Source organism: Pseudomonas sp. C9D1, from assembly GCF_056491235.1.
Window position 1 is genome coordinate 2,969,848 of sequence record NZ_JBSZIE010000002.1, and the last position, 25,977, is coordinate 2,995,824.

The 25,977-nt window shown below is 66.4% G+C and carries 23 protein-coding genes and 1 tRNA gene; 11 read left to right on the forward strand and 13 right to left on the reverse strand.

All coding sequences use genetic code 11. The features are described 5' to 3' along the window. Positions 1-32 precede the first annotated feature (32 nt). The 5 genes from gpmI to ACXI0U_RS21860 all read left to right on the forward strand — a co-directional run bounded on the left by gpmI (position 33) and on the right by ACXI0U_RS21860 (position 6,895). A complete protein-coding gene (gpmI, locus tag ACXI0U_RS21840) occupies positions 33-1,568 on the forward strand; it encodes a 2,3-bisphosphoglycerate-independent phosphoglycerate mutase (protein ID WP_423727786.1) in 1,536 nt (511 codons plus the stop codon). Positions 1,569-1,696: 128 nt separating this feature from the next. Beyond that, on the forward strand, positions 1,697-2,956 hold the full coding sequence (locus ACXI0U_RS21845) for a murein hydrolase activator EnvC family protein (RefSeq protein ID WP_021218673.1): 1,260 nt from the start codon (positions 1,697-1,699) through the stop codon (positions 2,954-2,956). Between the two features lie 31 nt (positions 2,957-2,987). Further along, the gene (locus tag ACXI0U_RS21850; protein ID WP_021218672.1) at positions 2,988-4,316 is read left to right on the forward strand and encodes a S41 family peptidase; all 1,329 of its coding nucleotides are present in this window, start codon (positions 2,988-2,990) and stop codon (positions 4,314-4,316) included. Positions 4,317-4,620: 304 nt separating this feature from the next. After that, positions 4,621-5,307 (forward strand): divergent polysaccharide deacetylase family protein, encoded by a 687-nt coding sequence (locus tag ACXI0U_RS21855; RefSeq protein WP_431483531.1) that lies wholly within the window; start codon positions 4,621-4,623, stop codon positions 5,305-5,307. Positions 5,308-5,404: 97 nt separating this feature from the next. Continuing rightward, positions 5,405-6,895, forward strand: coding sequence for a hypothetical protein (locus ACXI0U_RS21860; protein ID WP_431482864.1), 1,491 nt, complete (start codon positions 5,405-5,407; stop codon positions 6,893-6,895). 153 nt (positions 6,896-7,048) lie between these two features. On the opposite strand, the gene ACXI0U_RS21865 is transcribed toward ACXI0U_RS21860, so the two are convergent. The 8 genes from ACXI0U_RS21865 to ACXI0U_RS21900 form a co-directional block, all read right to left on the reverse strand. Beyond that, a complete protein-coding gene (locus ACXI0U_RS21865; protein WP_031287441.1) occupies positions 7,049-7,804 on the reverse strand; it encodes a substrate-binding periplasmic protein in 756 nt (251 codons plus the stop codon). 133 nt (positions 7,805-7,937) lie between these two features. Then, positions 7,938-8,693, reverse strand: a complete 756-nt coding sequence (locus ACXI0U_RS21870) for a substrate-binding periplasmic protein (RefSeq protein ID WP_021218668.1) — start codon at positions 8,691-8,693, stop codon at positions 7,938-7,940. A 137-nt stretch (positions 8,694-8,830) separates the two neighbouring features. Next, complete coding sequence (gene hisF, locus ACXI0U_RS21875) at positions 8,831-9,601, reverse strand: imidazole glycerol phosphate synthase subunit HisF (protein WP_021218667.1); 771 nt, start codon at positions 9,599-9,601, stop codon at positions 8,831-8,833. Positions 9,602-9,684: 83 nt separating this feature from the next. Further along, complete coding sequence (gene hisA, locus ACXI0U_RS21880) at positions 9,685-10,431, reverse strand: 1-(5-phosphoribosyl)-5-[(5-phosphoribosylamino)methylideneamino]imidazole-4-carboxamide isomerase (RefSeq protein WP_021218666.1); 747 nt, start codon at positions 10,429-10,431, stop codon at positions 9,685-9,687. A gap of 96 nt (positions 10,432-10,527) precedes the next feature. After that, positions 10,528-10,788 carry a DUF2164 domain-containing protein gene (locus tag ACXI0U_RS21885; RefSeq protein WP_043240538.1) on the reverse strand — a complete coding sequence of 87 codons (261 nt, stop codon included), beginning with the start codon at positions 10,786-10,788 and terminating at the stop codon, positions 10,528-10,530. Between the two features lie 3 nt (positions 10,789-10,791). Continuing rightward, on the reverse strand, positions 10,792-11,430 hold the full coding sequence (hisH, locus tag ACXI0U_RS21890; RefSeq protein ID WP_316925671.1) for an imidazole glycerol phosphate synthase subunit HisH: 639 nt from the start codon (positions 11,428-11,430) through the stop codon (positions 10,792-10,794). Further along, the gene (gene hisB / locus ACXI0U_RS21895) at positions 11,430-12,023 is read right to left on the reverse strand and encodes an imidazoleglycerol-phosphate dehydratase HisB (protein WP_021218663.1); all 594 of its coding nucleotides are present in this window, start codon (positions 12,021-12,023) and stop codon (positions 11,430-11,432) included. The genes hisH and hisB overlap by 1 nt, the downstream gene beginning before the upstream one ends. A gap of 149 nt (positions 12,024-12,172) precedes the next feature. Further along, complete coding sequence (locus tag ACXI0U_RS21900; protein ID WP_021218662.1) at positions 12,173-13,831, reverse strand: OFA family MFS transporter; 1,659 nt, start codon at positions 13,829-13,831, stop codon at positions 12,173-12,175. Between the two features lie 160 nt (positions 13,832-13,991). Between ACXI0U_RS21900 and ACXI0U_RS21905 the strand changes: the two genes are divergently transcribed. Next, the gene (locus ACXI0U_RS21905) at positions 13,992-14,390 is read left to right on the forward strand and encodes an acetyl-CoA sensor PanZ family protein (protein ID WP_479550797.1); all 399 of its coding nucleotides are present in this window, start codon (positions 13,992-13,994) and stop codon (positions 14,388-14,390) included. A gap of 3 nt (positions 14,391-14,393) precedes the next feature. Here the strand turns inward: ACXI0U_RS21905 and ACXI0U_RS21910 are convergent, their stop codons facing one another. Next, positions 14,394-15,611: a sterol desaturase family protein gene (locus tag ACXI0U_RS21910; RefSeq protein ID WP_271659304.1), complete on the reverse strand. Its 1,218-nt coding sequence runs from the start codon at positions 15,609-15,611 to the stop codon at positions 14,394-14,396. Positions 15,612-15,831: 220 nt separating this feature from the next. Here ACXI0U_RS21910 and ACXI0U_RS21915 point away from each other — a divergent pair, with 220 nt between their 5' ends. The 5 genes from ACXI0U_RS21915 (at position 15,832) to ACXI0U_RS21935 (ending at position 19,842) form a co-directional block, all read left to right on the forward strand. Next, complete coding sequence (locus tag ACXI0U_RS21915; protein ID WP_479550798.1) at positions 15,832-18,057, forward strand: AsmA family protein; 2,226 nt, start codon at positions 15,832-15,834, stop codon at positions 18,055-18,057. Beyond that, positions 18,054-19,121, forward strand: coding sequence for an A/G-specific adenine glycosylase (gene mutY, locus ACXI0U_RS21920; protein ID WP_184489742.1), 1,068 nt, complete (start codon positions 18,054-18,056; stop codon positions 19,119-19,121). Before ACXI0U_RS21915 ends, mutY begins: the two co-directional genes overlap by 4 nt. After that, a complete protein-coding gene (locus tag ACXI0U_RS21925) occupies positions 19,118-19,390 on the forward strand; it encodes an oxidative damage protection protein (protein ID WP_021218657.1) in 273 nt (90 codons plus the stop codon). The genes mutY and ACXI0U_RS21925 overlap by 4 nt, the downstream gene beginning before the upstream one ends. Positions 19,391-19,467: 77 nt before the next feature. After that, a tRNA-Phe gene (locus tag ACXI0U_RS21930) sits at positions 19,468-19,543 on the forward strand. A gap of 170 nt (positions 19,544-19,713) precedes the next feature. Beyond that, a complete protein-coding gene (locus ACXI0U_RS21935; RefSeq protein WP_021218656.1) occupies positions 19,714-19,842 on the forward strand; it encodes a hypothetical protein in 129 nt (42 codons plus the stop codon). Between the two features lie 6 nt (positions 19,843-19,848). On the opposite strand, the gene ACXI0U_RS21940 is transcribed toward ACXI0U_RS21935, so the two are convergent. From ACXI0U_RS21940 to ACXI0U_RS21955, 4 genes are read right to left on the reverse strand one after another with little or no spacing between them, the layout of a single operon-like run. Beyond that, positions 19,849-21,033: a hybrid sensor histidine kinase/response regulator gene (locus ACXI0U_RS21940; protein WP_043240521.1), complete on the reverse strand. Its 1,185-nt coding sequence runs from the start codon at positions 21,031-21,033 to the stop codon at positions 19,849-19,851. After that, entirely contained in the window at positions 21,023-21,607 is a 585-nt protein-coding gene (locus tag ACXI0U_RS21945) for a chemotaxis protein CheB (RefSeq protein WP_021218654.1), read from the reverse strand. Before ACXI0U_RS21945 ends, ACXI0U_RS21940 begins: the two co-directional genes overlap by 11 nt. After that, the gene (locus ACXI0U_RS21950) at positions 21,604-22,422 is read right to left on the reverse strand and encodes a CheR family methyltransferase (protein ID WP_021218653.1); all 819 of its coding nucleotides are present in this window, start codon (positions 22,420-22,422) and stop codon (positions 21,604-21,606) included. The genes ACXI0U_RS21945 and ACXI0U_RS21950 overlap by 4 nt, the downstream gene beginning before the upstream one ends. 1 nt (position 22,423) lies before the next feature. After that, positions 22,424-25,912: a response regulator gene (locus ACXI0U_RS21955; RefSeq protein ID WP_479550799.1), complete on the reverse strand. Its 3,489-nt coding sequence runs from the start codon at positions 25,910-25,912 to the stop codon at positions 22,424-22,426. Between the last annotated feature and the right edge of the window lie 65 nt (positions 25,913-25,977).

Here is a 25,977-nt window from a genome sequence, read left to right on the forward strand (position 1 = left end):
TTTGATCTTCTTGTGCCATGCGAGTCGGACTTATGACAGCCACGCCCAAACCCCTGGTTCTGATCATCCTGGACGGCTTCGGTCACAGCGACAGTCCCGAATACAACGCCATCTACGCGGCCACCAAACCGGTGTACGACCGCCTGCTGGCCACCCAGCCCCACGGCCTGATCTCCGGCAGCGGCATGGACGTGGGCCTGCCCGACGGGCAGATGGGCAACTCCGAGGTCGGCCACATGAACCTCGGCGCCGGCCGCGTGGTGTACCAGGACTTCACCCGCGTCACCAAGGCCATCCGCGATGGCGAGTTCTTCACCAACCCGGTGATCGTCGAAGCCGTGGACAAGGCCGTCGCCGCCGGCAAGGCCGTGCACTTCATGGGCCTGCTCTCCGACGGCGGCGTGCACAGCCACCAGGACCACCTGGTCGCCATGGCCGAACTGGCCGCCCAGCGCGGTGCCGAGAAGATCTACCTGCACGCCTTCCTCGACGGCCGCGACACCCCGCCGAAGAGCGCCGAGCCGTCCATCAAGCTGCTCGACGACGCCTTCGCCCGCCTCGGCAAGGGCCGCATCGCCAGCCTGATCGGCCGCTACTTCGCCATGGACCGCGACAACCGCTGGGACCGCGTCGAAGCCGCCTACAACCTCATCACCGAAGGCCGGTCCGAGTTCACCGCCGCCAGCGCCGCCGAAGGCCTGGCCGCCGCCTACGAGCGCGGCGAGAGCGACGAATTCGTCAAGGCCACCCGTATCGGCGACGCCGCCCCGGTGGAAGATGGCGACGCGGTGATCTTCATGAACTTCCGCGCCGACCGCGCCCGCGAGCTGTCCCGCGCCTTCGTCGAGCCCGGCTTCAAGGAGTTCCCGCGCCAGCGCGAGATCGCCCTGGCCGGCTACGTGATGCTCACCCAGTACGCCGCCAGCATCCCCGCGCCCAGCGCCTACAAGCCCGAATCGCTGAACAACGTGCTGGGCGAATACCTGGCCGCCAACGGCAAGACCCAGCTGCGCATCGCCGAGACCGAGAAGTACGCCCACGTGACCTTCTTCTTCTCCGGCGGCCGCGAAGAGCCCTTCGAAGGCGAGGAACGCATCCTCATCCCGTCGCCCAAGGTCGCCACCTACGACCTGCAGCCGGAAATGAGCGCCCCCGAGGTGACCGACCGCATCGTCGACGCCATCGAGAACCTGCGCTACGACGTGATCATCGTGAACTACGCCAACGGCGACATGGTCGGCCACACCGGCGTGTTCGAGGCCGCGGTCAAGGCCGTCGAGTGCCTGGACACCTGCCTCGGCCGCATCACCACGGCCCTCGACAAGGTCGGCGGTGAAGCGCTGATCACCGCCGACCACGGCAACGTCGAGCAGATGGAAGACGAAATGACCGGCCAGGCGCACACCGCGCACACCTGTGAGCCGGTGCCCTTCATCTATTACGGCAAGCGCCAGGTGAGCCTGCGCGAAGGCGGCGTGCTCGCCGACGTGGCGCCGACCCTGCTGACCCTGATGGGCCTGCCGGTGCCGGCCGAGATGACCGGCAAGACCATCGTCGAGCTGAAATGAGCAGCGCGCCGACCACCGGCGCAGCGGTTTCGTGTCGAACGCCCCAAAGCTCAGGCTTCGGGGCGTTTTTTTTGCCGAGCGCGACGGGCATACTAGGCCGGTCCTCCTCCCTGGTGCCGCACCTCCCCATGTTTCGCGTCCTCGCCCTCTTCCTCCTTGCCTGCCTGCTCACCCCGGCCATCGCCGATGAGCGCGCGCAGACCCAGCAGCAGCTGGATCAGGCCGCCAAGGACGTCGCCGAGCTGAAGAAGCTCCTGCAGCAGCTGCAGCAGGAAAAGAGCGGCGTGCAGCAGGACCTGAAGAAGACCGAGTCCGACATGGGCCAGCTGGAGAAACAGGTCAAGGACCTGCAGCAGGAGCTCGACAAGGGCGAAGACGAGGTCAAGCGCCTGGACCAGGAGAAAAAAAAACTCCAGGGCGCGCGTCTTGAACAGCAACGGCTGATCGGCATCCAGGCCCGCGCGGCCTACCAGAGCGGCCAGCAGGAATACCTCAAGCTGCTGCTCAACCAGCAGCACCCCGAGAAATTCGCCCGCACCCTCACCTACTACGACTACCTCAGCAAGGCCCGCCTGGAACAGCTCGACGCCTTCAACGAGACCCTGCGCCAGTTGGCCAACGTCGAGCGCGACATGGCCACCCAGCAGGCCGCGCTCATCGAGCAGAAAAGCGCCCTGGACGGCCGTCGCGAGCAGCTCGCCGGCCTGCGCAAGGAGCGCCAGCTGGCCCTGGCCAAGCTCAACAAGGACGTGACCGACCGCGACCAGAAGCTCAAGGCGCGCCAGCAGGAGCAGGCCGACCTCGGCAAGGTGCTCAAGACCATCGAGGAAACCCTTGCCCGCCAGGCCCGCGAAGCCGAGGAAGCGCACAAGCGCGAGCTGGCCGAACGGCAGCGCCAGGAAGACGAGCTCAAGCGCTCCCCGGCCACAGCCAAATCCATCTCCGGGCCCCTGGTTTCAAGCACCGGGGGCAATTACGGCGGCCCTTTCGCCAGCGCCCGGGGCAAGCTGCCCTGGCCGGTCGACGGCCGTCTCGTTGCAAGATTTGGAACTCCTCGCGGCGAAGACGCACGAACTAAGTGGGATGGCGTGCTCATCGGCGCCAGCGCAGGCAGCCAGGTGCGTGCCGTACATGGGGGGCGCGTGGTATTCGCCGACTGGTTGCGTGGAGCCGGGTTGCTGGTCATCCTCGACCACGGCAACGGTTTCCTCAGCCTGTACGGGCACAACCAGAGCCTGTTGAAAAATGCCGGCGACATCGTCAAGGCGGGGGAATCCATCGCCACCGTCGGCACCAGTGGCGGGCAGGACACGCCCGCGTTGTATTTCGCCATTCGCCAGCAGGGCCGCCCCAGCGACCCCGCGCAATGGTGCCGAGCGCAAGGATAAGCGCCACTTCATCCAGTAGGAGTTGATTCGCATGCCGCATCTGTCCCGCCTTACCTCCCTGGCCATGGCCCTGGCACTGATCGGTGGCGCCTCGTTCGCCAACGCCGCCCAGGAGCCGCCGGCAACGGCACCCGCCCAGGCGCCGATGGCGAACGGCAAGGCACCGCTGCCCCTGGACGAGCTGCGCACCTTCGCCGAGGTGCTGGACCGGATCAAATCCGCCTACGTCGAGCCGGTGGACGACAAGACCCTGCTGGAGAACGCCATCAAGGGCATGCTCAGCAACCTCGACCCGCACTCCGCCTACCTGGAGCCCGAGGCCTTCCAGGAACTGCAGGAAAGCACCAGCGGCGAGTTCGGCGGCCTGGGCATCGAGGTGGGCACCGAGGACGGCTTCATCAAGGTGGTCTCGCCCATCGACGACACCCCCGCATCCAAGGCCGGCATCCAGCCGGGCGACCTGATCGTCAAGATCGACGGCCAGCCCACCAAGGGCCTGTCGATGATGGAAGCCGTGGATAAGATGCGCGGCAAGGCCGGCAGCCCCATCGTCCTGACCCTGGTACGCGAGGGCGGCCAGCCCTTCGACGTCGAGCTCAAGCGCGCCGTGATCAAGGTCAAGAGCGTGAAGAGCCAGCTGCTGGACAAGAACTACGGCTACATCCGCATCACCCAGTTCCAGGTCAACACCGGCGAGGAAGTGGGCAAGGCGCTGGCCAAGCTGCGCAAGGAAAACAGCGACAAGAAGCTCGCCGGCTTGGTCCTCGACCTGCGCAACAACCCCGGCGGCGTGCTGCAGTCCGCGGTGGAAGTGGCTGACCACTTCCTCACCAAGGGCCTGATCGTCTACACCAAGGGCCGTATCGCCAACTCCGAGCTGCGCTTCTCCGCCGACCCGGCCGACGCCAGCGAAGGCGTACCGCTGGTGGTGCTGATCAACGGCGGCAGCGCCTCGGCGGCCGAGATCGTCGCCGGCGCCCTGCAGGACCACAAGCGTGGCGTGCTGATGGGCACCGACAGCTTCGGCAAGGGCTCGGTACAGACCGTGCTGCCGCTGAACAACGACCGCGCCCTGAAGCTCACCACCGCGCTGTATTTCACCCCCAACGGCCGCTCCATCCAGGCCCAGGGCATCGTCCCGGACGTGGAAGTGGCCCGCGCCAAAGTCACCCGCGAGCAGGACAGCGAGAACTTCAAGGAAGCCGACCTCGCCGGCCACCTCGGCAACGGCAACGGTGGCGCGGACAAACCCAGCTCCGGCAAGGCCAAGTCCGCACAGGCCCGCCCGCAGGACGACGACTACCAGCTGAGCCAGGCGCTGAACCTGCTCAAGGGCCTGAACGTCACCCGCGGGGATTGAGGTGAGCCGGGGAGCCTGGCTGCTGGCGCTGCTGCTTGGCGCGTCGGCGACCCAGGCCCGCGAACCCCTCCCGCCCCTGCCCCGGCTGCCCCTCTCGGCGCCGGAGCAGGTGGTGCCCACCCAGCCGCAACCCATCCAGCCCGGCCCTATCCGACTTGGCCCCGAGCAACCGGCCAGCGCCGCGCCTAGCGTCACCCCTGCCCCGGTGGCAGTCCCGGTACCCCCGCCCGCCAAGGCCGACAAGCCCGCAAAGACCGTTCCCCCTGCCCCGGCAACCCCGCTCGATAGCCGCCAGCACCCTCGCCTGAGCCTGGTGATCGACGACCTCGGCCAGACGCCCGAGCGCGACCGCCGCGTGCTCGCCCTGCCCGGCCCGGTGGCCCTGTCGATCATCCCCGACGCGCCCCACGCCACCCAGCTGGCCAATACCGCCCACGCCGCCGGCAAAACGGTGATGCTGCACCTGCCCATGGACCCGGCCGGCGGCCCCTTCGCCTGGCACCCGGGCATGCCGGTGGACGAGTTGCAGCGCCGCCTCGACGCCGCCTTGCGCGTGGTGCCCCACGCCCAGGGCCTGAACAACCACATGGGCAGCCGCATGACCGCCCAGCCCCAGGCCATGGCCTGGCTGATGCACCGCCTGCAGGGCGACCACCGCTTCTTCGTCGACAGTCGCACCAGCGCCTCCACCGTGGCCGCCGCTGAAGCGCAGAAGATCGGCCTGGCCAGCCTCTCGCGAGACATCTTCCTCGACGACGACATGCACCCCGATGCCGTCGCCGCCCAGTTCGCGGCAGCCCTGAAGCTCGCTCGCAAGCAGGGCTCGGCGGTGATGATCGGCCACCCGCACCCTGTCACCCTGGCGCTGCTCGAACGCGAGCTGCCGCGCCTGAAGGCACAGGGGTTCGAACTGATCAGGGTGCAACAGATGATCGCCCTGCGCAGCAACCGCGCCATGGCCGCCCACGGCAAGGCCGGGGTCTATCGCTGAGCCGGCGTGCGCCAGCGCATGTTCCCCGGCATCGCGGCTGGGCAAACGTGCGGCGAGTCTTTAGGCTTCAGCGCCTCTCCTGCAAGGATGCCGCTCCATGTCCCGTCGCGTCTCCCTGATCAAGGCCTTCCTCCTCCTGGCGTTCGTCATCGCCGCGGCGGTGCCCACGGGCTATATCTGGATCATCGTCAGCGCCAAGCTGGAACTCGGCGGTGCCAGCCCGGGCGAAGAGGTCGTGGGCACCACCAGCCGCGTCGAGCAGCGGGCCCGCCAGCAATACTGCACCGGCGTGCTGGCGACACCGAAGAACACCTGGCTGGTCGGCCGAATGGACCGCGCCGAAAAGGCCGAGGACCAGCCCGGCATCGACCTCGACGCACTGATCCGCGGCGGCGCTGCCGAACCGGACGACGAGGAGCCCTCAGGCTTCGGTGGCCTCTTCGGCGGCGGCCTCTCCAGCGATCCGCAGACCACCTACCTGTCGCGGCTCGACGCCAACGGTGAGTTCGTCCAGGTCGCCCGCCTCGGCGACACCGCCTGCCTGGTGGCCACGCCCGATGGCGGCACCCTGTTCCTGCTCACCGGCGTCAACCGCCCCCAGGGCGCGCAGCAGGCGGACATCCAGCAGACGGTGGTCCTGCGCAGCGACGACCAGGGCGCCAGCTGGGCTCCCCTGGAACAGGGCCTGCTGGCGGAGGCCAACGACCTGGCCTGGGCGCTCGACCCCTATTTCTTCGACAACCGGCAGGTCTGGGCCTGGGCCAGCCTGCCGCAGAGCAGCAGCACCTATGGCGAGCCCGAAGACCTGCGTGGCGGCCTCTACTACTCGCCCGACCTCGGCACCACCCGCGAGGCGATCACCGCCAGCGACGACCTGCTGCTCCGCCTCGCGGACATCCGCAGCCGGGCGCCGGACGGCGTCAACTGGGGCGACTACAACGGCGAGTACGGCCGCATCACCAGCCACATCCGACAGTTCGACGACCAGCACGCGGCGATCTGGGTCTCGCAGTCCTTTCTCTACGGCGAGCCGGGCGGCAAGTACCTGACCACCCCGGTGTTCGTCACCAGCAAGGCCCGCCTGGTACGGGAAGGCGGCCAGTGGCGGATGGGCCCGCTGGAACGGGAGTTCGGCCTGCACCTGGACGAGGTCGTGAGCAACGACGAGAAGCGCGTGATCGCGGTGATCGAGCGCGAAGGGGACGCGGCCACCCGGGTCGCCGAACTGGACCGGCAGACCCTCGCCTGGCAAGCCCGGGGCAGCCTGCCCAGCCCGTTCTGGCCGCTGCCCTCCAGCACCGGCCTGCGCGGGTTCAGCATCGGCAAGGGGGTGCTGCTGGCCAATACCGACAGCAGCTACAGCGTCCCCCTGTGGCTCTACCCCAAGGCCAACGGCGAGCCGGCGACCATTTCCTCCGATGCGGTGTTCTATTCACGTGACTGGGGGCGGAGCTGGAGCCGCCTCGCCATCGAGGGCTACCTCGGCGTGCAGGGGCTGGACCCGCACACCGACCGGGTGTTTTGGGCCGAAGGCGACTGGTACGACGTCAACCCGGACCCGCGCATCCACAGCTACCGCCTGGACTGACGCGCACGGCGAAGTCCGCCGATCGGCCTGTGTCGGAACGTTCATTTCGGGGAAGGCGGCCCGCACAGAGGGCGAGGCCCGGAGCGTAGCGCTAGGCGCACCAGAACGGTGCAAGCGCTACCCACCCTGCGAGGTGGGTAGCGGCAGGCGGGATTACAGGTAGTTCTTGGTCACTTCTTCGACGAAGCCTTCGGCGCGCATCTGGTCGAGGGCCTTTTGCAGGCGCTCGATCACTTCGTCCGGGGTGTCCTTGTTGAAGGCCAGGTACAACTCGGCATCGTTGAAGCGCAGCACGGTCTGCAGGCCGGTGACGCCTTCCTGCTTGGCCAGGTAGCGGCCGACCGGGTCGGTAGCGGCCCAGAGGTCGATCTGGCCCTTGATCAGCTTCTTCACGTTTTCCTGGTCACGCAGGGCGTTCTGCGGGGACAGGCCCTGGCTTTCCAGGTACTGGCTGACGGCGTCGTTCTTGTAGGCACCGATGCGGTATTGGCCGGCGCTCTTCAGGTCCTTGAGGCTGATGTTGTTGCCCGGCGCGGCGAGCAGCACCCAACCGGTCTTGGCCACGGGGCCGACCCACTTGAACAGCGGCTGGCGCTCGGGGGTGAAGGTGGTGGAGAACAGGCCGTAGTTGGGCTTGTCCAGGGTCAGGCGGTAGAGCCGGTCCCAGGGGAAGCGCAGGGTCAGGGTGTACTGGATGCCCGCGCGCTTGAACATCTCGCGGACGATATCGGTGCTGATGCCGTCGATGCCGTCATCACGGGCGAAGTTCTTATCGTCCACCGCCATGTTGAAGGGCGGGAAGTTCTCGGTCAGCAGCACGACCTTGTAGTCGGCCGGGAGCTCGGCGCGGGCCCCGAAGGCCAGGAACATCAGGCCCAGGGTCAGGGCGCTTCTCATCAGTTTATGCATTGTCATCCGCTCGCTTGAATTTGTGGTTATGGCTAGCGACTTCCCTGCATGGGCAAGCAAGCCCACGGACGTACGGCACCACTCGTCCTGCCTTCCAATGGCAAGCGACCGGCTCTTGGCCGGTCGCTGGGTGTCACAGGTAGCTGTTGAGGATCTGGTCGACCACGCCCTCGGCGCGCATCTTGTCCAGTGCGTCCTGCAGACGCTTGACCACCTCGTCAGGGGTCTCCTTGTTCAGCGCCAGGAACAGCTCGGCCTTGTTGAAGCGCAGCACGGTCTTCAGGCCGGAAACGCCTTCCTGCTTGGCCAGGTAGCGGCCGGCGGGGTCACCGGTGGCCCAGAGGTCGATCTGGCCTTTCTCCAGCTTCTTGGCGTTTTCCTGGTCGCGCAGGGAGGTAGACGCCTCGATGCCCTTCTCGGCCAGGGCCTGGGAGATGGCGTCGCCCTTGTAGGCGCCGACCTTGTACTGCTTGGCCTGCTCCAGGCTGGAGAGGCTGATGGTGCTGTCGCCACGGGCGAGCAGGACCCAGTCATCCGGACCGATGGGGCCGACCCACTTGAAGGACTGTTCACGCTCGGGCAGGCGGGCGGTGACGAAGATGCCGTAGTCGGGCTTCTCCATCGCCAGCTTGTAGATGCGATCCCAGGGGAAGCGCAGGGTCAGGTTGTACTTGATGCCCGCGCGCTTGAACATTTCCTTGACCACGTCCACGGCGATGCCGTCGACGTTGTCTTCCTGAGCGAAGTTCTTTCCGTTGATCGCCATGTTGTAGGGCGGGAAATTCTCCGTCAGCAGCACCACCGAGTAATTCTCATCCACGTCGGCGCGGGCGAATCCGGCCAGCACCATGAGAGTGCCCGCCAAAGCGAGCAGGAGGCGTTTCGACATATACAACTACCTTGTAAGGAGGGATGGGAAAAACCGCTGAGTCGGTCCCCGTGGGTACAGGGTAACGACGTCAGCCGCCCAGGCTGCGAACCGGATCACGGTTGCAGCCGAAGCTCAATTAAAGGCAAGAATCGTGCTCAGCGCACGACAATGCCGCGACTGGCGAGATAGGCCTTGGCTTCCGGGACGGTGAACTCGCCGAAATGGAAGATGCTCGCCGCCAGCACCGCGTCGGCCTTGCCTTCGAGGATGCCGGCCGCCAGGTGCTCCAGATTGCCCACACCACCGGAGGCGATCACCGGAATGCCCACGGTTTCGCTGATGGCACGGGTGACGCCGAGGTCATAGCCGCTCTTCACGCCGTCCTGGTCCATGCTGGTGAGCAGAATCTCGCCAGCGCCCAGGTCTTCCATTTTCTTCGACCAGGCCACGGCATCCAGGCCTGTGGGCTTGCGTCCGCCGTGGGTGAAAATTTCCCAGCGCGGCGTTTCCCCAGGCGCGGAAACCTTCTTCGCGTCGATGGCGACCACGATGCACTGGGAGCCGAAACGCGCGGCGGCTTCGCCGACGAACTCCGGATTGAACACCGCGGCGGTGTTGATCGAAACCTTGTCCGCACCGGCATTGAGCAGGTTGCGAATGTCCTGCACGGTGCGCACGCCACCGCCCACGGTCAGCGGGATGAACACCTGGCTGGCCATGCGCTCCACCGTGTGCAGGGTGGTGTCACGGCCATCGACGCTGGCGGTGATGTCGAGGAAGGTGATCTCGTCCGCGCCCTGCTCGTCGTAGCGGCGGGCGATCTCCACCGGGTCACCGGCGTCGCGGATGTTCTCGAACTTCACGCCCTTGACCACGCGGCCGTTGTCCACGTCGAGGCAGGGGATGATGCGTTTAGCCAGGGCCATGCTTTTTCTCCGAAAAACAGCTGCAGGCTGCAAGCGGCAAGCTTCAGGAGCAAGCCAGGACCAGCAGCGCCGTTACGTGTCGCTTATGGCTTGCCGCTTGCCACTGCATCGCAGAAGGCCTGGGCCTCGGCGACGTCCAGGGTGCCTTCATAGATGGCACGGCCGGTGATGGCGCCGATGATGCCGGGGGCCTTGGCCGCCAGCAGCTTCTCGATGTCACCCAGGTTGTGGATGCCGCCGGAGGCGATCACCGGAATGCGGCTGGCGGCGGCCAGGGCCGCGGTGGCCTCGACGTTGCAGCCCTGCATCATCCCGTCCTTGGCGATGTCGGTGTAGACGATGGCGGAGACGCCGTCGGCTTCGAAGCGACGGGCCAGGTCCACGGCCTGCACGGTGCTGACTTCAGCCCAGCCGTCGGTGGCGACGAAACCGTCCTTGGCGTCCAGGCCGACGATGACCTTGCCCGGGAAGGCCTTGCACGCCTCGGTGACGAACTCCGGCTGCTTCACCGCCTTGGTGCCGATGATCACGTAGCTGACGCCGGCCTTGACGTAGTGCTCGATGGTTTCCAGGGAGCGGATGCCGCCACCGATCTGGATCGGCAGGCCCGGGTAGCGCTTGGCGATGGCGGTGACCACCTCGCCGTTCACCGGCTGGCCTTCGAAGGCGCCATTGAGGTCCACCAGGTGCAGGCGGCGGCAACCGCCGTCCACCCACTTGGCGGCCATGCTCACCGGGTCGTCGGAGAACACCGTGGAGTCTTCCATGCGGCCCTGACGCAGGCGCACGCAGGCGCCGTCCTTCAGATCGATAGCGGGGATAATCAACATGTCTTTTTTCCTAACGTCAAAAAGAGCGACAAGTTGCGAGCCTCAAGCTGCAAGCAGGCGCATTCGTGTCTCTTGCAGCTTGGCTGCCTGTCGCTTTCAGCTACCTTTTTCGAGCGCCCACAAATCGCTCTCGATGCTTTCGAACCTGTCTTTCAGGTGCGCCTGCACATCGAAGATCGCCTTGTTGTAGAAACTCGGGGCGAATTCCCGGGCAAAGAAATCCAGCACTTCCTCGGCCTCGAAGGAACCCAGCTCCAGCTCGAAGCGCTCCGCCATGAACTGCTTGATCGCCAGCACGGCGTCCTGCGTCTGGGCGGCATCGAGTTGCAGTACGGGGGCCTTCTTGGCGCGGCTCATGGCTTACCAGCGCCCGTCCCAGGCGGCGAAGTTCTGCAGCAGCTGCAGGCCATTGGTGTGGCTCTTCTCCGGGTGGAACTGCACGGCGAAGCGCGAGCCCTCGGCCAGCGCGGCGGCGAAATCCTTGCCGTAGTGGCCGCGACCGGCGACCTGGCGCGGGTTGCCCGCCTCGATGTAGTAGCTGTGCACGAAGTAGAAGCGGCCCTGGTCGGGGATGTTGTGCCAGAGCGGGTGGTCGAGGGTGCGAGCCACCTCGTTCCAGCCCATGTGCGGCACCTTCAGCAGCTCACCGTCTTCCACCATGCCCTTGCCGAAGAAACGCACCTTGCCGGGGAACAGGCCAATGCAGTCGACACCGCCGTTCTCCTCGCTGTGCTCCAGCAGCGCCTGCATGCCGACGCAGATGCCGAGGAACGGGCGGTCCTTGCTCACTTCGCGCACCAGCTCGTCGAAGCCCAGGCGGCGGATCTCGGCCATGCAGTCACGGATGGCGCCGACACCGGGGAAGACCACGCGGTCGGCCTCACGGATGACGTCGGCGTCGCTGGTGACCATTACCCGGCCGGCGCCGACGTGTTCCAGCGCCTTGGCGACCGAGTGCAGGTTGCCCATGCCGTAATCGATGACAGCGACCGTCTGCATCAGAGCACGCCCTTGGTGGAGGGCATCTGGCCGGCCATACGCGGGTCGAGCTCCACGGCCATGCGCAGCGCGCGGCCGAAGGCCTTGAACACGGTCTCGATCTGGTGGTGGGTGTTGTGGCCACGCAGGTTGTCGATGTGCATGGACACCAGGGCGTGGTTGACGAAGCCCTGGAAGAACTCCTGGAACAGGTCGACATCGAAGCCACCGACCGTGGCACGGGTGAAGGGCACGTGCATCTGCAGGCCGGGGCGGCCGGAGAAGTCGATCACCACGCGCGACAGCGCTTCGTCCAGCGGCACATAGGAGTGGCCGTAGCGGACGATGCCTTTCTTGTCGCCGATGGCCTGGGTGAAGGCCTGGCCGAGGGTGATACCGACGTCTTCGACGGTGTGGTGGTCGTCGATATGCAGATCACCCTTGCACTCGATGTCCAGGTCGATCAGCCCATGGCGGGCGATCTGGTCGAGCATGTGCTCGAGGAAGGGCACGCCGATATCGAAGCGCGCCTTGCCAGTGCCATCCAGGTTGATCGAGACCTTGATCTGGGTCTCCAGGGTGTTGCGTTCGACGGATGCCTTACGTTCGGCCATCACCAGCTCCGCAAAATCATTGGGCAAAAGGGGCGACATTATAGGCCGAGAATGCGACGGGCTTGAAGCCGATCGGCGGGAGGACTACAGGGGGCCGAAACGCACGGGGCCGACATGAAGTCGGCCCCGGCGATTCACAGGTGTGGCACTCAGCTGAACAGCGCGGCTGTCTTCTGCAGGGTGATCCACACGCCCCAGGCCAGCGGCAGGCCCACGGCCAGCCAGGCCGCGATCACCAGCGGCTTGCTGGACGGGTCGGCCGACCACTCCAGGTCCGCGGCTTCCTTGGCGGCGTCATGGCCGATGGCACGCTCGGCGGCCAGTTCGGCGTCGGTCATGAAGTACTTCGGATCCACCGGGCGCACCAGCATGTTGCAGATGAAGCCCAGCACCAGCAGGCCGGCGAGGATGTACAGGGTGATGTCGTACGCCGCAGCGCGTTCGACGCCGATGCTCAGCTGGTACTCGCGGATGTAGTTCACCAACACCGGGCCGAGGATGCCGGCGAAGGCCCAGGCGGTCAGCAGGCGACCGTGGATGGCACCGACCATCTGGGTGCCGAACAGGTCCGCCAGGTAGGCCGGCACGGTGGCGAAGCCGCCGCCGTACATGGACAGGATCAGGCAGAAGCAGAACACGAAGAACGCGACGCTGCCCAGGTGGCCGGTCCAGGGCACCAGTGCGTAGAGCACGAAGCCGAGGGCGAAGAACACGAAGTAGGTCGCCTTGCGGCCGATCAGGTCGGAGAAGGACGCCCAGAAGAAGCGGCCACCGATGTTGAACAGGCTCAGCAGGCCGGTGAAGCCCGCCGCGATGGCGGCGATCTGCGCCAGTTGGGCGGCATCGAGCTGGTTGAAGCTCAGGTGGTTGCCGATCAGCTTGCCGGCGAAGACTTCCTGCAGCAGCGGGGACGCCATGCCGATGATGCCGATGCCGGCGGACACGTTGAGGCAGAGCACGGCCCAGACCAGCCAGAACTGCGGAGTCTTCCACGCGGTGTTCACATGGACGTGGCCCTTGGTGATCATCGCGTTGTTGGCTTTCTTCACCGGCGCGGTCCAGCCCTTGGGCTTCCAGCCGGTCGGCGGCACGCGGTAGGCCAGGGCGCCACCGACCATGAAGACGAAGTAGATCGCCGCCATGACCACGAAGCTCTGCCAGACGCCAACGCTATCGGCGGAGGCGAAGTGGCTCATCAGTTCGGCAGCCAGGGGCGCACCGACCATGGCACCACCGCCGAAGCCCATGATCGCCATGCCGGTAGCCATGCCGCGCTTGTCTGGGAACCACTTGATCAGGGTCGAGACCGGCGAGATGTAGCCGAGGCCGAGCCCGATACCGCCGATCACGCCCAGGCCCACCCACATCAGCCAGATCTGGTGGATGTAGACGCCGAAGGCGGAAATCAGCAGGCCACCGCACCAGCAGAAGGCCGAAACCAGGCCCGCCTTGCGCGGCCCCGCGTGCTCCAGCCAGCCACCCCAGATGGCGGCCGAGCAGCCGAGGAAGATGAAGAACAGGGTGTAGATCCAGCCGAGCATCGAGATCTGCCAGTCGCAATCGCTGGCGAAGACCTGGGCGAAGAAGCCCAGCTCAGGGGCGCAGGCGACCGGCGCGGTGACGCCGATGGCCTTGGACAGGGGCAGCCAGAACACGGAGAAACCGTAGGCCATGCCGATGCACAGGTGGATGGCGAGGGCCGCCGGCGGAACCAGCCAGCGGTTGAAGCCCTGCCGGGCCACCGTCCGTTCCTTCGACAGGAACGCCGGCCGGGCGGCCTTGCCGTCCAGACTCAAGGTACTGCTCATTGATTATTTATCCTTTATAGGTGCACGCAGGTGGGCGGCCCGTACAAAACTGGTTGCTCCCCAAGCACGGGCCACACGCAAAACCGCAAGTCCCACGAGACTGCGGCATTGCGTCGCGTATTATCCCGCCGTCACCGCCCGCGCCTCAATAAGGACACGCATGCCCGTCATCGTCGAAACACCCGACCGAATCAGCGACCAGGACAGGAATGACCTCGCCCGCATCTACGCCGACGCCCCGGAATGGCTGTTCGCACCTTTTGCCGGGACTGAGGACCTGGTCACATCCGCGCTCGCCGAAGGCAGCCTGATGACCGGCCGCTTCAACGATCGCCTGCTCGGCGCAGCCCTGCTGCAGCGGGGCGAAGGCCACTGGCAGCTGTCCCACCTTTGCGTGCGCGCCATCACCCGCCAGCGCGGCGTGGCCCGCCGCCTGCTCGACGAAGCCCAGCACATGGCCCGCGAAGCCGGCTGCGAACTGCGCCTGGCCGCACCCGCCGGGCACCTGGAAAGCCAGGCCCTGGCCGCCCGCACCCACCTACCGCTCGTCAGTTTCTGAGCCTCAGGCCGTCGCGGCGCCCTGCGCCGTGCGGCCCAGCAGCATCAGCCAGGCCAGGCTGCCCAGGCACAATCCCGCTAGCACCAGCCCCAGCCACCAGAGCCCCGGCGCCAGCCAGGCGCCCCAGCCCAGCGCCAGGCCGGCCATGGCCACCAGGCGCAGCGCCTCGACCCGCCAGAGATTGCCGCGCCCCTCGAACAGCAGCCCCAGGCTCAGGCAGCCGGAAAGGATCGCCACCACCAGCAGCCACGGCTCCCACACCGCCGCGCGACGTACGCAGGCGAGAAAACCCAGCGCCAGCAGGTTGATCAACAGGAACTGCACGAAGGCATAGGCCACCAGTTGCCGGGGGTAGGCGCTCTCGAAACGCTCGTCGGTCATCTTCGGCCAGGGCCGCTCGCGCACATCCGCCGGGCGCCAGCCGGTGGGCATCCACCACAGGCGCAGCTTGTCCCACCAGGAACGGGTCGCCCGGGCGTCGTCCCAGAGCAGCCGCCACCAGCTGAACTGCAGGCGGATCGGGTCGAAGGTGCGCACCGGCGTGGTCACCCCGTAGATCACCGGCTCGCGCTCCTCGGTGAAGGTGCCGAAGAGCTTGTCCCAGATGATGAACACGCCACCGTGGTTGCGATCGATGTAGCAATCGTTCTGGCCGTGATGCACGCGGTGCAGCGAAGGCGTCACCAACACCTTCTCCAGCCAGCCGAGCTGGCCCACATGCTGGCTGTGGATCCAGAACTGGTAGGTCAGTTGCACGCCCAGCAGCACCAGGAACAGCGGCAGGGGCAAGCCGAGCAGCGCCAGGGGCAGGTAGAAGGGCCAGTCGAAGGCGGTCTGGAAGGCGCCCTTGCGCAGCGCGGTGGACAGGTTGAAGTCCTCGCTGGAGTGATGCGGCTGGTGCGCCCCCCACAGCAGGTTGTAGCGATGCAGGGTGCGATGGGCCCAGTAGAAGCAGAAATCCACCGCGATGAAGCCGCCCAGCCAGACCCAGGGCGAGGCCGCGTCCAGCTCCAGCAGCCGCCCGTGCTCGTAGAGCCAGGCGTAGGGCAGCACCAGCAGCAGGCGCAGCGGCCCTTCCAGCAGCACTCGCAATACGGCGGTGTTGATGCTGGTGGCGGCGTCCGCCAGGCGATAGGTGGAGCGGCCGGAATGCCGCTCGTAGGCGAGCTCCAGCAGCATCAGCAGGATGTAGAGCGGGAAGGCCAGCACCGCCACGTTCATGGGCACCTCGTCATTGTCATTGTCGTACCTGTGCCGGCCAGACTAGATCAGCGCCCCACCGCCCTTCCCGACCGCTCGCGCCAAATGCCGGTGCAGCGCGCGCCAGGTTCGCTGGGGCAGGCGGTGAACCGCCGGGCGATTTCATCATCCAAACAGCTGACCTCGCTGGCGCTATACTCGGCGCCCTCACTCCACATGCACCCACCACAAGGACTCGTCCATGAAATCCATCGGCAAAATCCTGGGCCTCTTCCTCCTCGGACTGTTGCTGATCATCGTGGCGCTGGGCTTCGCCCTGACCCACCTGTTCGATCCTAACGACTACAAGGACGAGATCCGCCAGATCGCCCGCGACAAGGCCAACCTGGAACTCGACCTCAAGGGCGACATCGGCTGGAGCCTGTTCCCCTGGCTGGGCCTGGAGCTGCACGACACCACCCTGGCCAGCGCCGCCACCCCGGACAAGCCCTTCGCCGACCTGCAGATGCTCGGCCTCTCCGTGCGCGTGCTGCCGCTGCTGCGTAAGGAAGTGCAGATGAGCGACATCCGCGTCGAAGGCCTCAACCTCACCCTGGTACGGGACGAAAAGGGCCACGGCAACTGGGAAGACATCGGCCGCCCGGCACAGACCGCCCAAGCCGCGCCTGCCGACGCCGCCAAGCCCGGCGCACCGGCAGAAACCCCGGCGCAGCAGCCCGACAACGCCCCGGCGCGCCCGATCAAGCTGGATATCGACAGCCTCACGGTGAACAACGCCCGCGTCGACTACACCGACGCCAGGACCGGCAAGCAATACAGCGCCGAAAGCATCGAGCTGACCACCGGCGCCATCCGTGAAGCCGCCAGCATCCCCTTCAAGCTCACCGCCTTCTTCGGCAGCAACCAGCCGCTGATGCGCGCCAAGACCGAACTGGCCGCCAGCCTGCGCTTCGACCGTGCCCTCAAGCGCTACCAGCTCGAAGACGCCAAGCTCAGCGGCGAAGCCTCGGGCGAGCCGCTCAAGGGCAAGACCCTCACCTTCAACGCCCAGGGCCAGCTGCTGGCCGACCTCGCCGCCAACGTCGCCGAGTGGAACGGCCTGAAGCTCTCCGCCAACCAGCTGCGCGCCCTGGGTGAACTCAAGGTGCATGACCTGGACAAGACCCCGCGCCTGGAAGGCGGCCTGTCCATCGCCCAGCTCGACCTGCGCGAGTTCCTCACCGGGCTCGGCGTGGAACTGCCTGCCATGCAGGACGCCGGCACCCTGAAGAAATTCGAAATGGCCGCCAAGCTGGCCGGCACGCCCACCAGCCTCGCCCTGGAGCAGCTCAACCTGAAGCTGGACGACAGCACCTTCAGCGGTCGCCTGGCCATCGCCGACCTCGACAAGCAGGCCCTGCGCGTGCAGCTCAAGGGCGACAAGCTCGACCTCGACCGCTACCTGCCGCCGAAGAAGAAGGACAAGGACACCAGTGCCCGCCAGGCCGAAGTGCAAGGTGCCGTCGCCGCTGCCGGCCAGGCCGGCACCACGCCGCTGCCCGACAAGCCCAGCCAGCACGCCTGGAGCGAAGAGCCGGTACTGCCCCTGGAGCCCCTGCGCAAACTCGACCTGGAAGCCGACCTCGTCTTCGGCCAACTGACCTTCGACAAGCTGCCCCTGGGCGATGCCCGCCTCAAAGCTCGCGGCAAAGGCGGCCTGATCGAGCTGGAGCAGATGCGCGGCGCCCTCTACGGCGGTGATTTCGAAGCCAAGGCCAGCCTCGACGTGCGTCCCCCGGTACCGCTGCTGGCCGCGCAGAAGCGCATCAACCACATCCCGGTGGAGAAGATCCTTACCGCCCTGGAGCAGAAGCCACCGGTACGAGGCGCCCTGGACCTGAGCGCCGACATCACCACCAGCGGCAACAGCCAGAAAGCCTGGGTCGACGGCCTCAACGGCACCGCCAGCTTCGTCCTCAACGACGGCGCGCTGCTCGACGCCAACCTCGAACAGCAGCTGTGCCAGGGCATCGCCACCCTCAACCGCAAGGCCCTCACCACCACCTACAGCGGCAAGGAAACCCCCTTCGAGCAGCTGCAGGGCAGCCTGGTGTTCAACCGTGGCGTCGCCAGCAACCCCGACCTCAAGGCACGCATTCCCGGTCTCAGCCTGAACGGCAACGGTGATGTGGACCTGCGCGTGCTCGGCCTCGACTACCGCGTCGGCATCACCATCGAAGGCGACAAGGGCGAAATGCCCGACCCGGCCTGCCAGGTGAACAAGCGCTACGTCGGCATCGAATGGCCGCTGCACTGCCGTGGCCCGCTGGAGATCGGCGCCAAGGCCTGCCGCCTGGACAAGGACGGCATGGGCAAGATCGCCGCCAAGCTGGCCGGCGACAAGATCAGCGAGAAGCTCGAGGAGAAGCTGGGCGACAAGGTCAGCCCGGAACTCAAAGACGCGCTCAAGGGGCTGTTCAAGCGATGAGCCCCGAGCAATTTTCCAGCGCCGTCCTCGACTGGTACGACCGCCACGGCCGCCACGACCTGCCCTGGCAGCTGGGCATCACCCCTTACCGCGTCTGGGTCTCCGAAATCATGCTGCAGCAGACCCAGGTCAGCACCGTGCTCGGCTACTTCGACCGCTTCATGGCCGCCCTGCCCACCGTGCGCGACCTGGCCGAAGCCCCCGAGGACGAAGTGCTGCACCTGTGGACCGGCCTGGGCTACTACACCCGCGCACGCAACCTGCAGAAGACCGCGAAGATCGTCATGGAGCAGCACGGCGGCGAGTTCCCCCGCGATGTCGAACAGCTCGCCGAGCTGCCCGGCATCGGCCGCTCCACCGCCGGGGCCATCGCCAGCCTGTCCATGGGCCTGCGCGCGCCTATCCTCGACGGCAACGTCAAGCGCGTGCTGGCCCGCTACGTCGCCCAGGAGGGCTACCCGGGCGAGCCCAAGGTGGCCAAGCAGCTGTGGGCGGTGGCCGAGCGCTTCCTGCCCCGGGAGCGGGTGAACAACTACACCCAGGCGATGATGGACCTGGGCGCCACCCTCTGCACCCGCAGCAAGCCCAGCTGCCTGCTGTGCCCGCTGCAGAGCGGCTGCCAGGCGCACATGCTGGGGCTGGAGATCCGCTACCCGATCCCCAAGCCGCGCAAGGAGCTGCCGCAGAAGCGCACCCTGATGCCCATCCTGGCCAACCGCGAAGGCGCCATCCTCCTCTACCGCCGCCCCTCCACCGGGCTCTGGGGCGGGCTCTGGAGCCTGCCGGAGCTGGACGACCTGGCCGCCCTTGACCCCATCGCCAGCCAGCACGCCCTGCGCCTGGGCGAGCGCGAGGCGCTGCCGGAGCTGACCCACACCTTCAGCCACTTCCAGCTGGCCATCGAGCCCTGGCTGGTGCACGTGGAAGGCGATCAAGGCGTCGTGGCCGATGCCGACTGGCTCTGGTATAACCTCGCCACCCCGCCGCGCCTGGGCCTCGCCGCCCCGGTGAAGAAGCTGCTCAAGCGCGCGGCCGATGTATTGAATGCAGGAGAAAAGCCATGACCCGCACCGTCAAGTGCCGCAAGTACAACGAAGAACTGCCCGGCCTCGACCGCCCGCCCTACCCCGGCGCCAAGGGCGAAGACATCTTCAACAACGTCTCGAAGAAAGCCTGGGACGAATGGCAGAAGCACCAGACCCTGCTGATCAACGAACGTCGCCTGAACATGATGAACGCCGAAGACCGCAAGTTCCTCCAGGCCGAGATGGATAAGTTCTTCTCCGGCGAGGAATACGCCCAGGCGGACGGTTATGTACCCCCGAGCGCGTAAGCGCCCGTAAAGGCTGAAAAATTTTTTCGAAACACGCTTGACGACCCCCTCTGAAATCCGTTTAATAGCGCCCCGTTGCCCAGGTAGCTCAGTTGGTAGAGCAGGGGATTGAAAATCCCCGTGTCGGCGGTTCGATTCCGTCCCTGGGCACCACCTTCAAGCTTTCAGGTGGTGCTGGCATCAGCTGGAAGCAAACAGAAAACCCGCCTAGTGCGGGTTTTTTGTTGCCTGCGATTTAGCATCGGCAGACGCCAATCCGAGTTTCTGTTTGAACGCCCTCACGCCGGTCAGGCTCGAAACAGCATGACCCGAGGAGGTGCGACATGACTGGAAAAGACGACCTGCCGGTGGACAAGGACCCGCAGAGCCCCGGCCGCGATCCCGAACCCGTGGACCCAGATCGCGATGACGGCGAGCAGCCCCGCGACCCGGACGAGTCGCAGGTGGAGTGAAAGGGGTCAGCCCAGGGGCAGCACCAGGCTGAAGGTGGCGCCTTCGCCCTTCTCGCTGGTGACGTCGATGCGCCCACCGTGGGCGGTGACGATCTGTTCGGAGATGTACAGGCCGAGCCCGAGGCCGGCGATCTTCTCCGAGCCGCTGACCCGCTCGAACTGCTGGAAGATGCGGCGCTGATCGGCAGGCGAGATGCCGACGCCATTGTCGCTGACCTCCACCCGCGCCTCACCACCCTCCCCCTGCACGCGGACCCGTATCGGCTTGCCCGGCCCATAGCGCAGGGCATTGCTCAGCAGGTTGCTGACCACCTGCTCGATCCGGAAGGCATCCCACACGCCGTGCAGTTCGCCGTCGATCTCCAGGCTCAGCTCGCAGCCAACGCCCTGCATCTGCTGTTCGAAGTTTTCGGTGACGTTGCGCACCAGGCGCCCGAGCTCGGTGCGCTCGGGGCGGATCGACAACTTGCCGGTGCGGATGCGGGACACATCGAGCATGTCCTCGATCAGGCGGATGAGGCTTCTGATCTGCCGCTCGTCGCGGTCGAACATGGCCTTGAGCTTGTCCTCGCTGAACACCGCGGCATTGCCCTTGGCCATGTACATCTGGCGCAGCTGGGTATCGAGGATCAGCCCGTTGAGCGGCGTGCGCAGCTCGTGGGAGACGATGGACATGAAGTCGTCACGCATCTGCACCGCGCGCTGCAGCTCGGCCTGGGTGGCGCGCAGCTCGGCCAGCAGCGCGTCCTGCTCGCGGCGGCCCTGCTCCAGGGCATCCAGCTGGCAGGCCATCAGCTTGCGCTGGCGGTGCAGCTCGACGAACACCGCCACCTTGCTGCGCACGGCGTGGTGGTCCAGGGGCTTGTAGAGGAAATCCACCGCGCCGCTCTCATAGCCCTTGAAGGCGTAGTTGAGCTCGCGCCCGGCGGCACTGACGAAGACGATGGGGATGTGCTTGGTCTTTTCCGTGCCGCGCATCAGCTCGGCCAGCTCGAAACCGTTCATGCCGGGCATCTGCACATCGAGAATGGCCAGGGCGAACTCGTGCTCCAGCAGCAGCGCCAGCGCCTCGTCGGCCGAGCTGGCCTGGTACACCTGGCGTCCCTCGCCCTTGATCAACGCCTCCAGCGCCAGGAGGTTCTCCGGCAGGTCGTCGACGATCAGCAGCTTGCTCGTTTGGCTAGTCGGCATGGGCGGGGTCCAGTTGGGCCAGGAGTGCGCGAATGCCGCGCAACGGAAGAATATGGTCGGGCACGTGGCTCGCCAGGGCGGCCTCGGGCATGGTCGGCACTTGCGCTTCGAGCGGGTCCTGGACGACGGTCAGGCCACCGCCCTGCTTGATCGCCGCCAGGCCCGCCGCGCCGTCCTGGTTGGCGCCGGTGAGCAATACGCCCACCAGGCGTTCCTGGAAGCAGTCGGCGGCCGACTCGAAAAGTACATCGATGGACGGCCGCGAGTAGTGCAGCGGCTCTTCGCGGCTGAAGGACAGGCTGTGGTCGCGCTCAATGGAGAGGTGGTAGCCGGGCGCGGCGAAATACAGGGTGCCGGGGCGCAGGCTTTCCTTGTCCTCGGCTTCCTTCACCCGCAGCGCCAGGCGCCGGGAGAAAAGATCGGCCAGCAGGCTGTCACGGGACTCCGGCAGGTGCAGCACGCAGACCAGCGGCAGCGCGTAGTCGGCGGGCAGGCCGCTGAACACCGTCAGCAGCGCTTCCACGCCACCGGCGGATGCCCCGACCACCACTGCGTCCCACTGCTGCGTGCTCATAGTTTGCGAAACACCCTTTCCTGGCGGTTGAGCGCCTCGAAGCGGTTGGCGTAGGCGGAGAAGTCCAGGCTCTCCTTGCTGCCCAGGCCGAGGAAGCCGCGGTGGCACAGGGACTCGTGGAAGAGCCCGAGGGCGCGGTCCTGCAACTGCTTGTTGAAATAGATCAGGACGTTGCGACAGGAGATCAGCTGGGTCTCGGAGAACACCGCGTCGGTCGCCAGGCTGTGGTCGGCGAAGGTGACGTTCTCCCGCAGCGCCTTGTCGAACAACGCGCCGTCGTATGCCGCAGTGTAGTAGTCCGACAGCGACCCCCGCCCCCCGGCCTTGCGATAGTTCTCGCTGTACTGGCGCATGTCGTCGAGGGAGTAGATGCCGCGCCGGGCCTTTTCCAGGGACTGCGGGTTGATGTCGGTGGCGTAGATCAGCGTGCGCTCCAGCAGCCCTTCCTCATGCAGGAGGATCGCCATCGAGTGCACTTCCTCACCGGTGCTGCAGCCGGCGATCCATACCTTGATCGAGGGGTAGGTGCGCAGGATGGGCACCACTTCCTGGCGCAGGGCGAGGAAGTAGCTGGGGTCGCGGAACATCTCGCTGACCGGGATGGTGAGGTACTGCAGCAGCTCGTGGAACGCCTGGGGGTCGTGGATGATGCGCTCCTGCAGGGCCGAGATGGTGGCGCACTCGAACTGGTTCAGGGCGTAGAGCACTCGGCGCTTGAGGGAGGAGCCCGAGTAGTCACGGAAGTCGTAGCTGTACTTCAGGTAGATCGCCTCGATCAGCAGGCGCAGCTCGATTTCCTGGGTGCGTTCGGGCATCTCAGATGCGCTCCAGCTTCGGCAGCCAGACGCGGATCAGCGAGAACAGCCGATCCAGGTCGATGGGTTTGGCCAGGTAATCGTTGGCGCCCGCGCGCATGCACAGGTCCTGGTCGTCCTTCATCGCCTTGGCGGTGACAGCGATGATCGGCAGCTTGGCCCAGCGCGCTTCCTCGCGGATCAGGCGGGTGGCTTCGTAGCCGTCCATCTCCGGCATCATCACGTCCATCAGCACCAGGTCGATCTCCGGTACCGCATTGAGCTTGTCGATGGCCTCGCGGCCGTTGCGGGCGATCTCCACCCGCGCGCCCTTCTGCTCCAGGGCGCTGGTGAGGGCGAAGATGTTGCGCACGTCGTCGTCCACCAGGAGGATGCGCCGCTCCTCGAACACCTTGTCGCGGCTGCGGGCGGTCTTGAGCATCTTCTGCCGCTCGCTGGAGAGCTCCGATTCGACCTTGTGCAGGAACAGCGTGACCTCGTCCAGCAAGCGCTCGGGGGAGCGCGCGCCCTTGATGATGATGGAGCGCGAGTATTTCATCAGCTCGGCTTCCTCGTCGCGGGTCAGGTTGCGCCCGGTGTAGACGATGACCGGCGGGAAGGAGCAGATGTCCTCGCTGCCCATGCGCTTGAGCAGGTCGTTGCCCTGCATGTCGGGCAGCTTGAGGTCGATGATCATGCAGTCGAACAGAGTGGAGCGCAGCAGCTCCAGCGCCTGCTCGCCGAACTCGACGGCGGTGATTTCAATGTCGTCGTCGCCGATCAGGCGGGCGATGCTGTCGCGCTGCAGGGCATCGTCCTCCACCAGCAGCACGCGCTTGACCTTCTGGGTGAGCTTGGCCTCGAGCTTGCCGAACACATCCTTGAGCTGGTCGCGGGTGGTGGGCTTGACCGCATAGCCGATGGCGCCCAGGTGCATGGCGGCCTCGCTGAGGTCCTCCACCGAGATGACGTGCACGGGGATGTGGCGGGTGTGCGGGTTGCCCTTGAGGCGTTGCAGCACCGAGAGCCCGGATTCGTCCGGCAGGCGCATGTCCAGGAGGATGGCGTCGGGCGAATGGCCGTCGGCCAGCTGGTACCCCTCGTCGGCACCATGGGCCACCAGGCAGCGGTAGCCGAGCTCGTGGGCCAGGTCATAGAGGATCTGCGCGAACTTGGGCTCGTCCTCGATCACCAGCACGCAGCGCCCGCCCAGATCGGCCTGACCACGGTCATCCGGGAAGCTGGGGATGGGCTCGGCACGCGGCGCATCCGGTGCCGGCGGCGGTGCCACGCGCTGCAACGGCCGGCTCTCGACCACCGCCAGGGGCACGGCCTCGGCCTCGCCACGGCTCTGGTAGGTTTCCGGCAGCAACAGGGTGAACAGGCTGCCCTTGCCCGGCTCGCTGGACACCAGGATGGAGCCGCCGAGCAGCTCCGCCAGGTCACGGGAGATGGACAGGCCCAACCCGGTGCCGCCAAAGCGGCGGTTGGTGGTGCCATCGGCCTGGTGGAAGGCATCGAAGATGGGCCCGAGCTGGTCGCCGCGGATGCCGATGCCGGTGTCGCTGACGGCGAAGGCGATACCGCCCCGGGCACGGCTGACGCGCAGGCCGACTTCGCCCTTGTCGGTGAACTTGAGGGCGTTGGACAGCAGGTTCTTGAGAATCTGCTCCACACGCTGGCGGTCGGTGTAGAGCACGTCCGGCGCATCGGCATCGATGTCGAGGTGGAAGGCCAGGCGCTTTTCGTCGGCCAGGGGCTGGAACACACCCCGCAGCCCTTCCGCCAGGCGCTGGACATTGGTGTTCTCGGCGCGTACGTCGAGCTTGCCGGCCTCGACCTTGGAGATGTCGAGAATGTCGTTGATCAGGTTCAGCAGGTCGTTGCCGGCGGAGTAGATGGACTCGGCGAACTTGATCTGCTCGTCGTTGAGGTTGCCGGCCTGGTTGTCCGCCAGCAGCTTGGCCAGGATCAGCGAGCTGTTCAGCGGCGTGCGCAGCTCGTGGGACATGTTGGCGAGGAACTCGGACTTGTAGCGGCTGGCCCGCTGCAACTCCTCGGCGCGCGCTTCCAGCTCCACCTGGGCCTTGTTCAGCGCGCTGTTCTTGTTGTCCAGGTCGTCGCGCTGGGCCGCCATTTCCTGGGCCTGCTCGCCGAGGCGCTCGTTGGTCTGCTCCAGCTCCGCCTGCTGGGTCTCCAGGTGGGCCTGGGACTCGCGCAGCACGCGGGATTGTTCCTCCAGCTCCTCGTTGGCGGTCTTCAGCTCTTCCTGCTGCACCTGCAGCTCTTCGTTCAGTTGCTGGGTTTCCTCCAACACCACCTGCAGGCGCTGGCGGTAGCGAGCCGCTTCCAGGGCAGTACCCAGGTTGCCGGCAATCATCTCCAGCAGCGCCGAATCACGCGGTTCGAGGCGACGCAGGAAGCCCAGCTCGATCACGCCATTGACCTCGCCATCGCTGAAGGTCGGCACCAGCAGCACCGCTTGGGGCTCCACATCGCCCAGGCCGGAGCTGACCTTGATATAGCCGGCCGGCAGGGCGTCGAGCGCACGGATGCGCTTTTCCACCGCCACCTGGCCCACCAGGGTCTCGGTGCTGGCGAAGTTCTGCTCGCGGCTCTCCAGCTCGCGGGAGAAACCGTAGGAAGCGACGCGCTGCAGGCTGCCGTGCTCGTCACGGCCATAGAGCGCACCCACCGCCATGTCCAGGTAGCCGGCCAGGAACTCCAGCATGTTGCGCCCCAGCACCGGCGGGGTCTGCTGGCCGATGATGCGTTCGGAGAGCAGCGCCTGGCCGTCGCGCAGCCAGGCCTGGCGTTGCAGGTGCTCACTGTGGGCCCGCTGCTGGGCGAGGGACTCGCTGTAGGTGGTGGAGAGGGACAACAGCTCGCGGCGCCCGAAGAACGCCAGCAGGCCGCTGAAACTCAGGCTGAAGAGCAGGTAGAGGGCGATGGTGAGGATGGCCGTATCACTGGCCTTCTCGTTGCGCTCGTGGCGCAGCTGGCGCTCCAGGTTGATGAAGATGCGGTACTGCTCGCGAACGGCATCCACCAGTTGCTTGCCCCGGCCCTCGCTGACGGCATCGACGACGTTCAGGCCATCGCGCTTGCGGTCGATCATCTCCTTGGCGAAACGGTCCCACTCCTCCTGCAGCGCCTCGATGGTGCGCACGCGCTCCACCTGGGGCGGGTTGTCCTTGACCATCTCGCGCAGGCCGGACATGGCCGCCTTGATGCGCGGCCGCGCCTGCTCATAAGGCTGCAGGAACGTGGCGTTGCCGGAAATCAGGTAGCCGCGCAGGCCGGACTCCTGGTCCACGGACAGGCGCAGGCCGTCGTTGGCATTGCTGATCACGATATCGGTGTGCTCGACCCAGCTGAGCACATAAAGCAGGTAGGAGATCAGCGCGACGAAAAGCATGGCGCCAAGCACGCCGACGCCCAGCGGCAGGGCGACGTTGCGCGCGAGGATGCGCCGAAAGCTCTTCTCGTCGGTGGAGTTCATGGTGGTCATCTGTGTTCCCTGGCCTGGTGCCTAAAATCACCGATCTGTTGGGGATATCGGAGGGTTCCGCATGT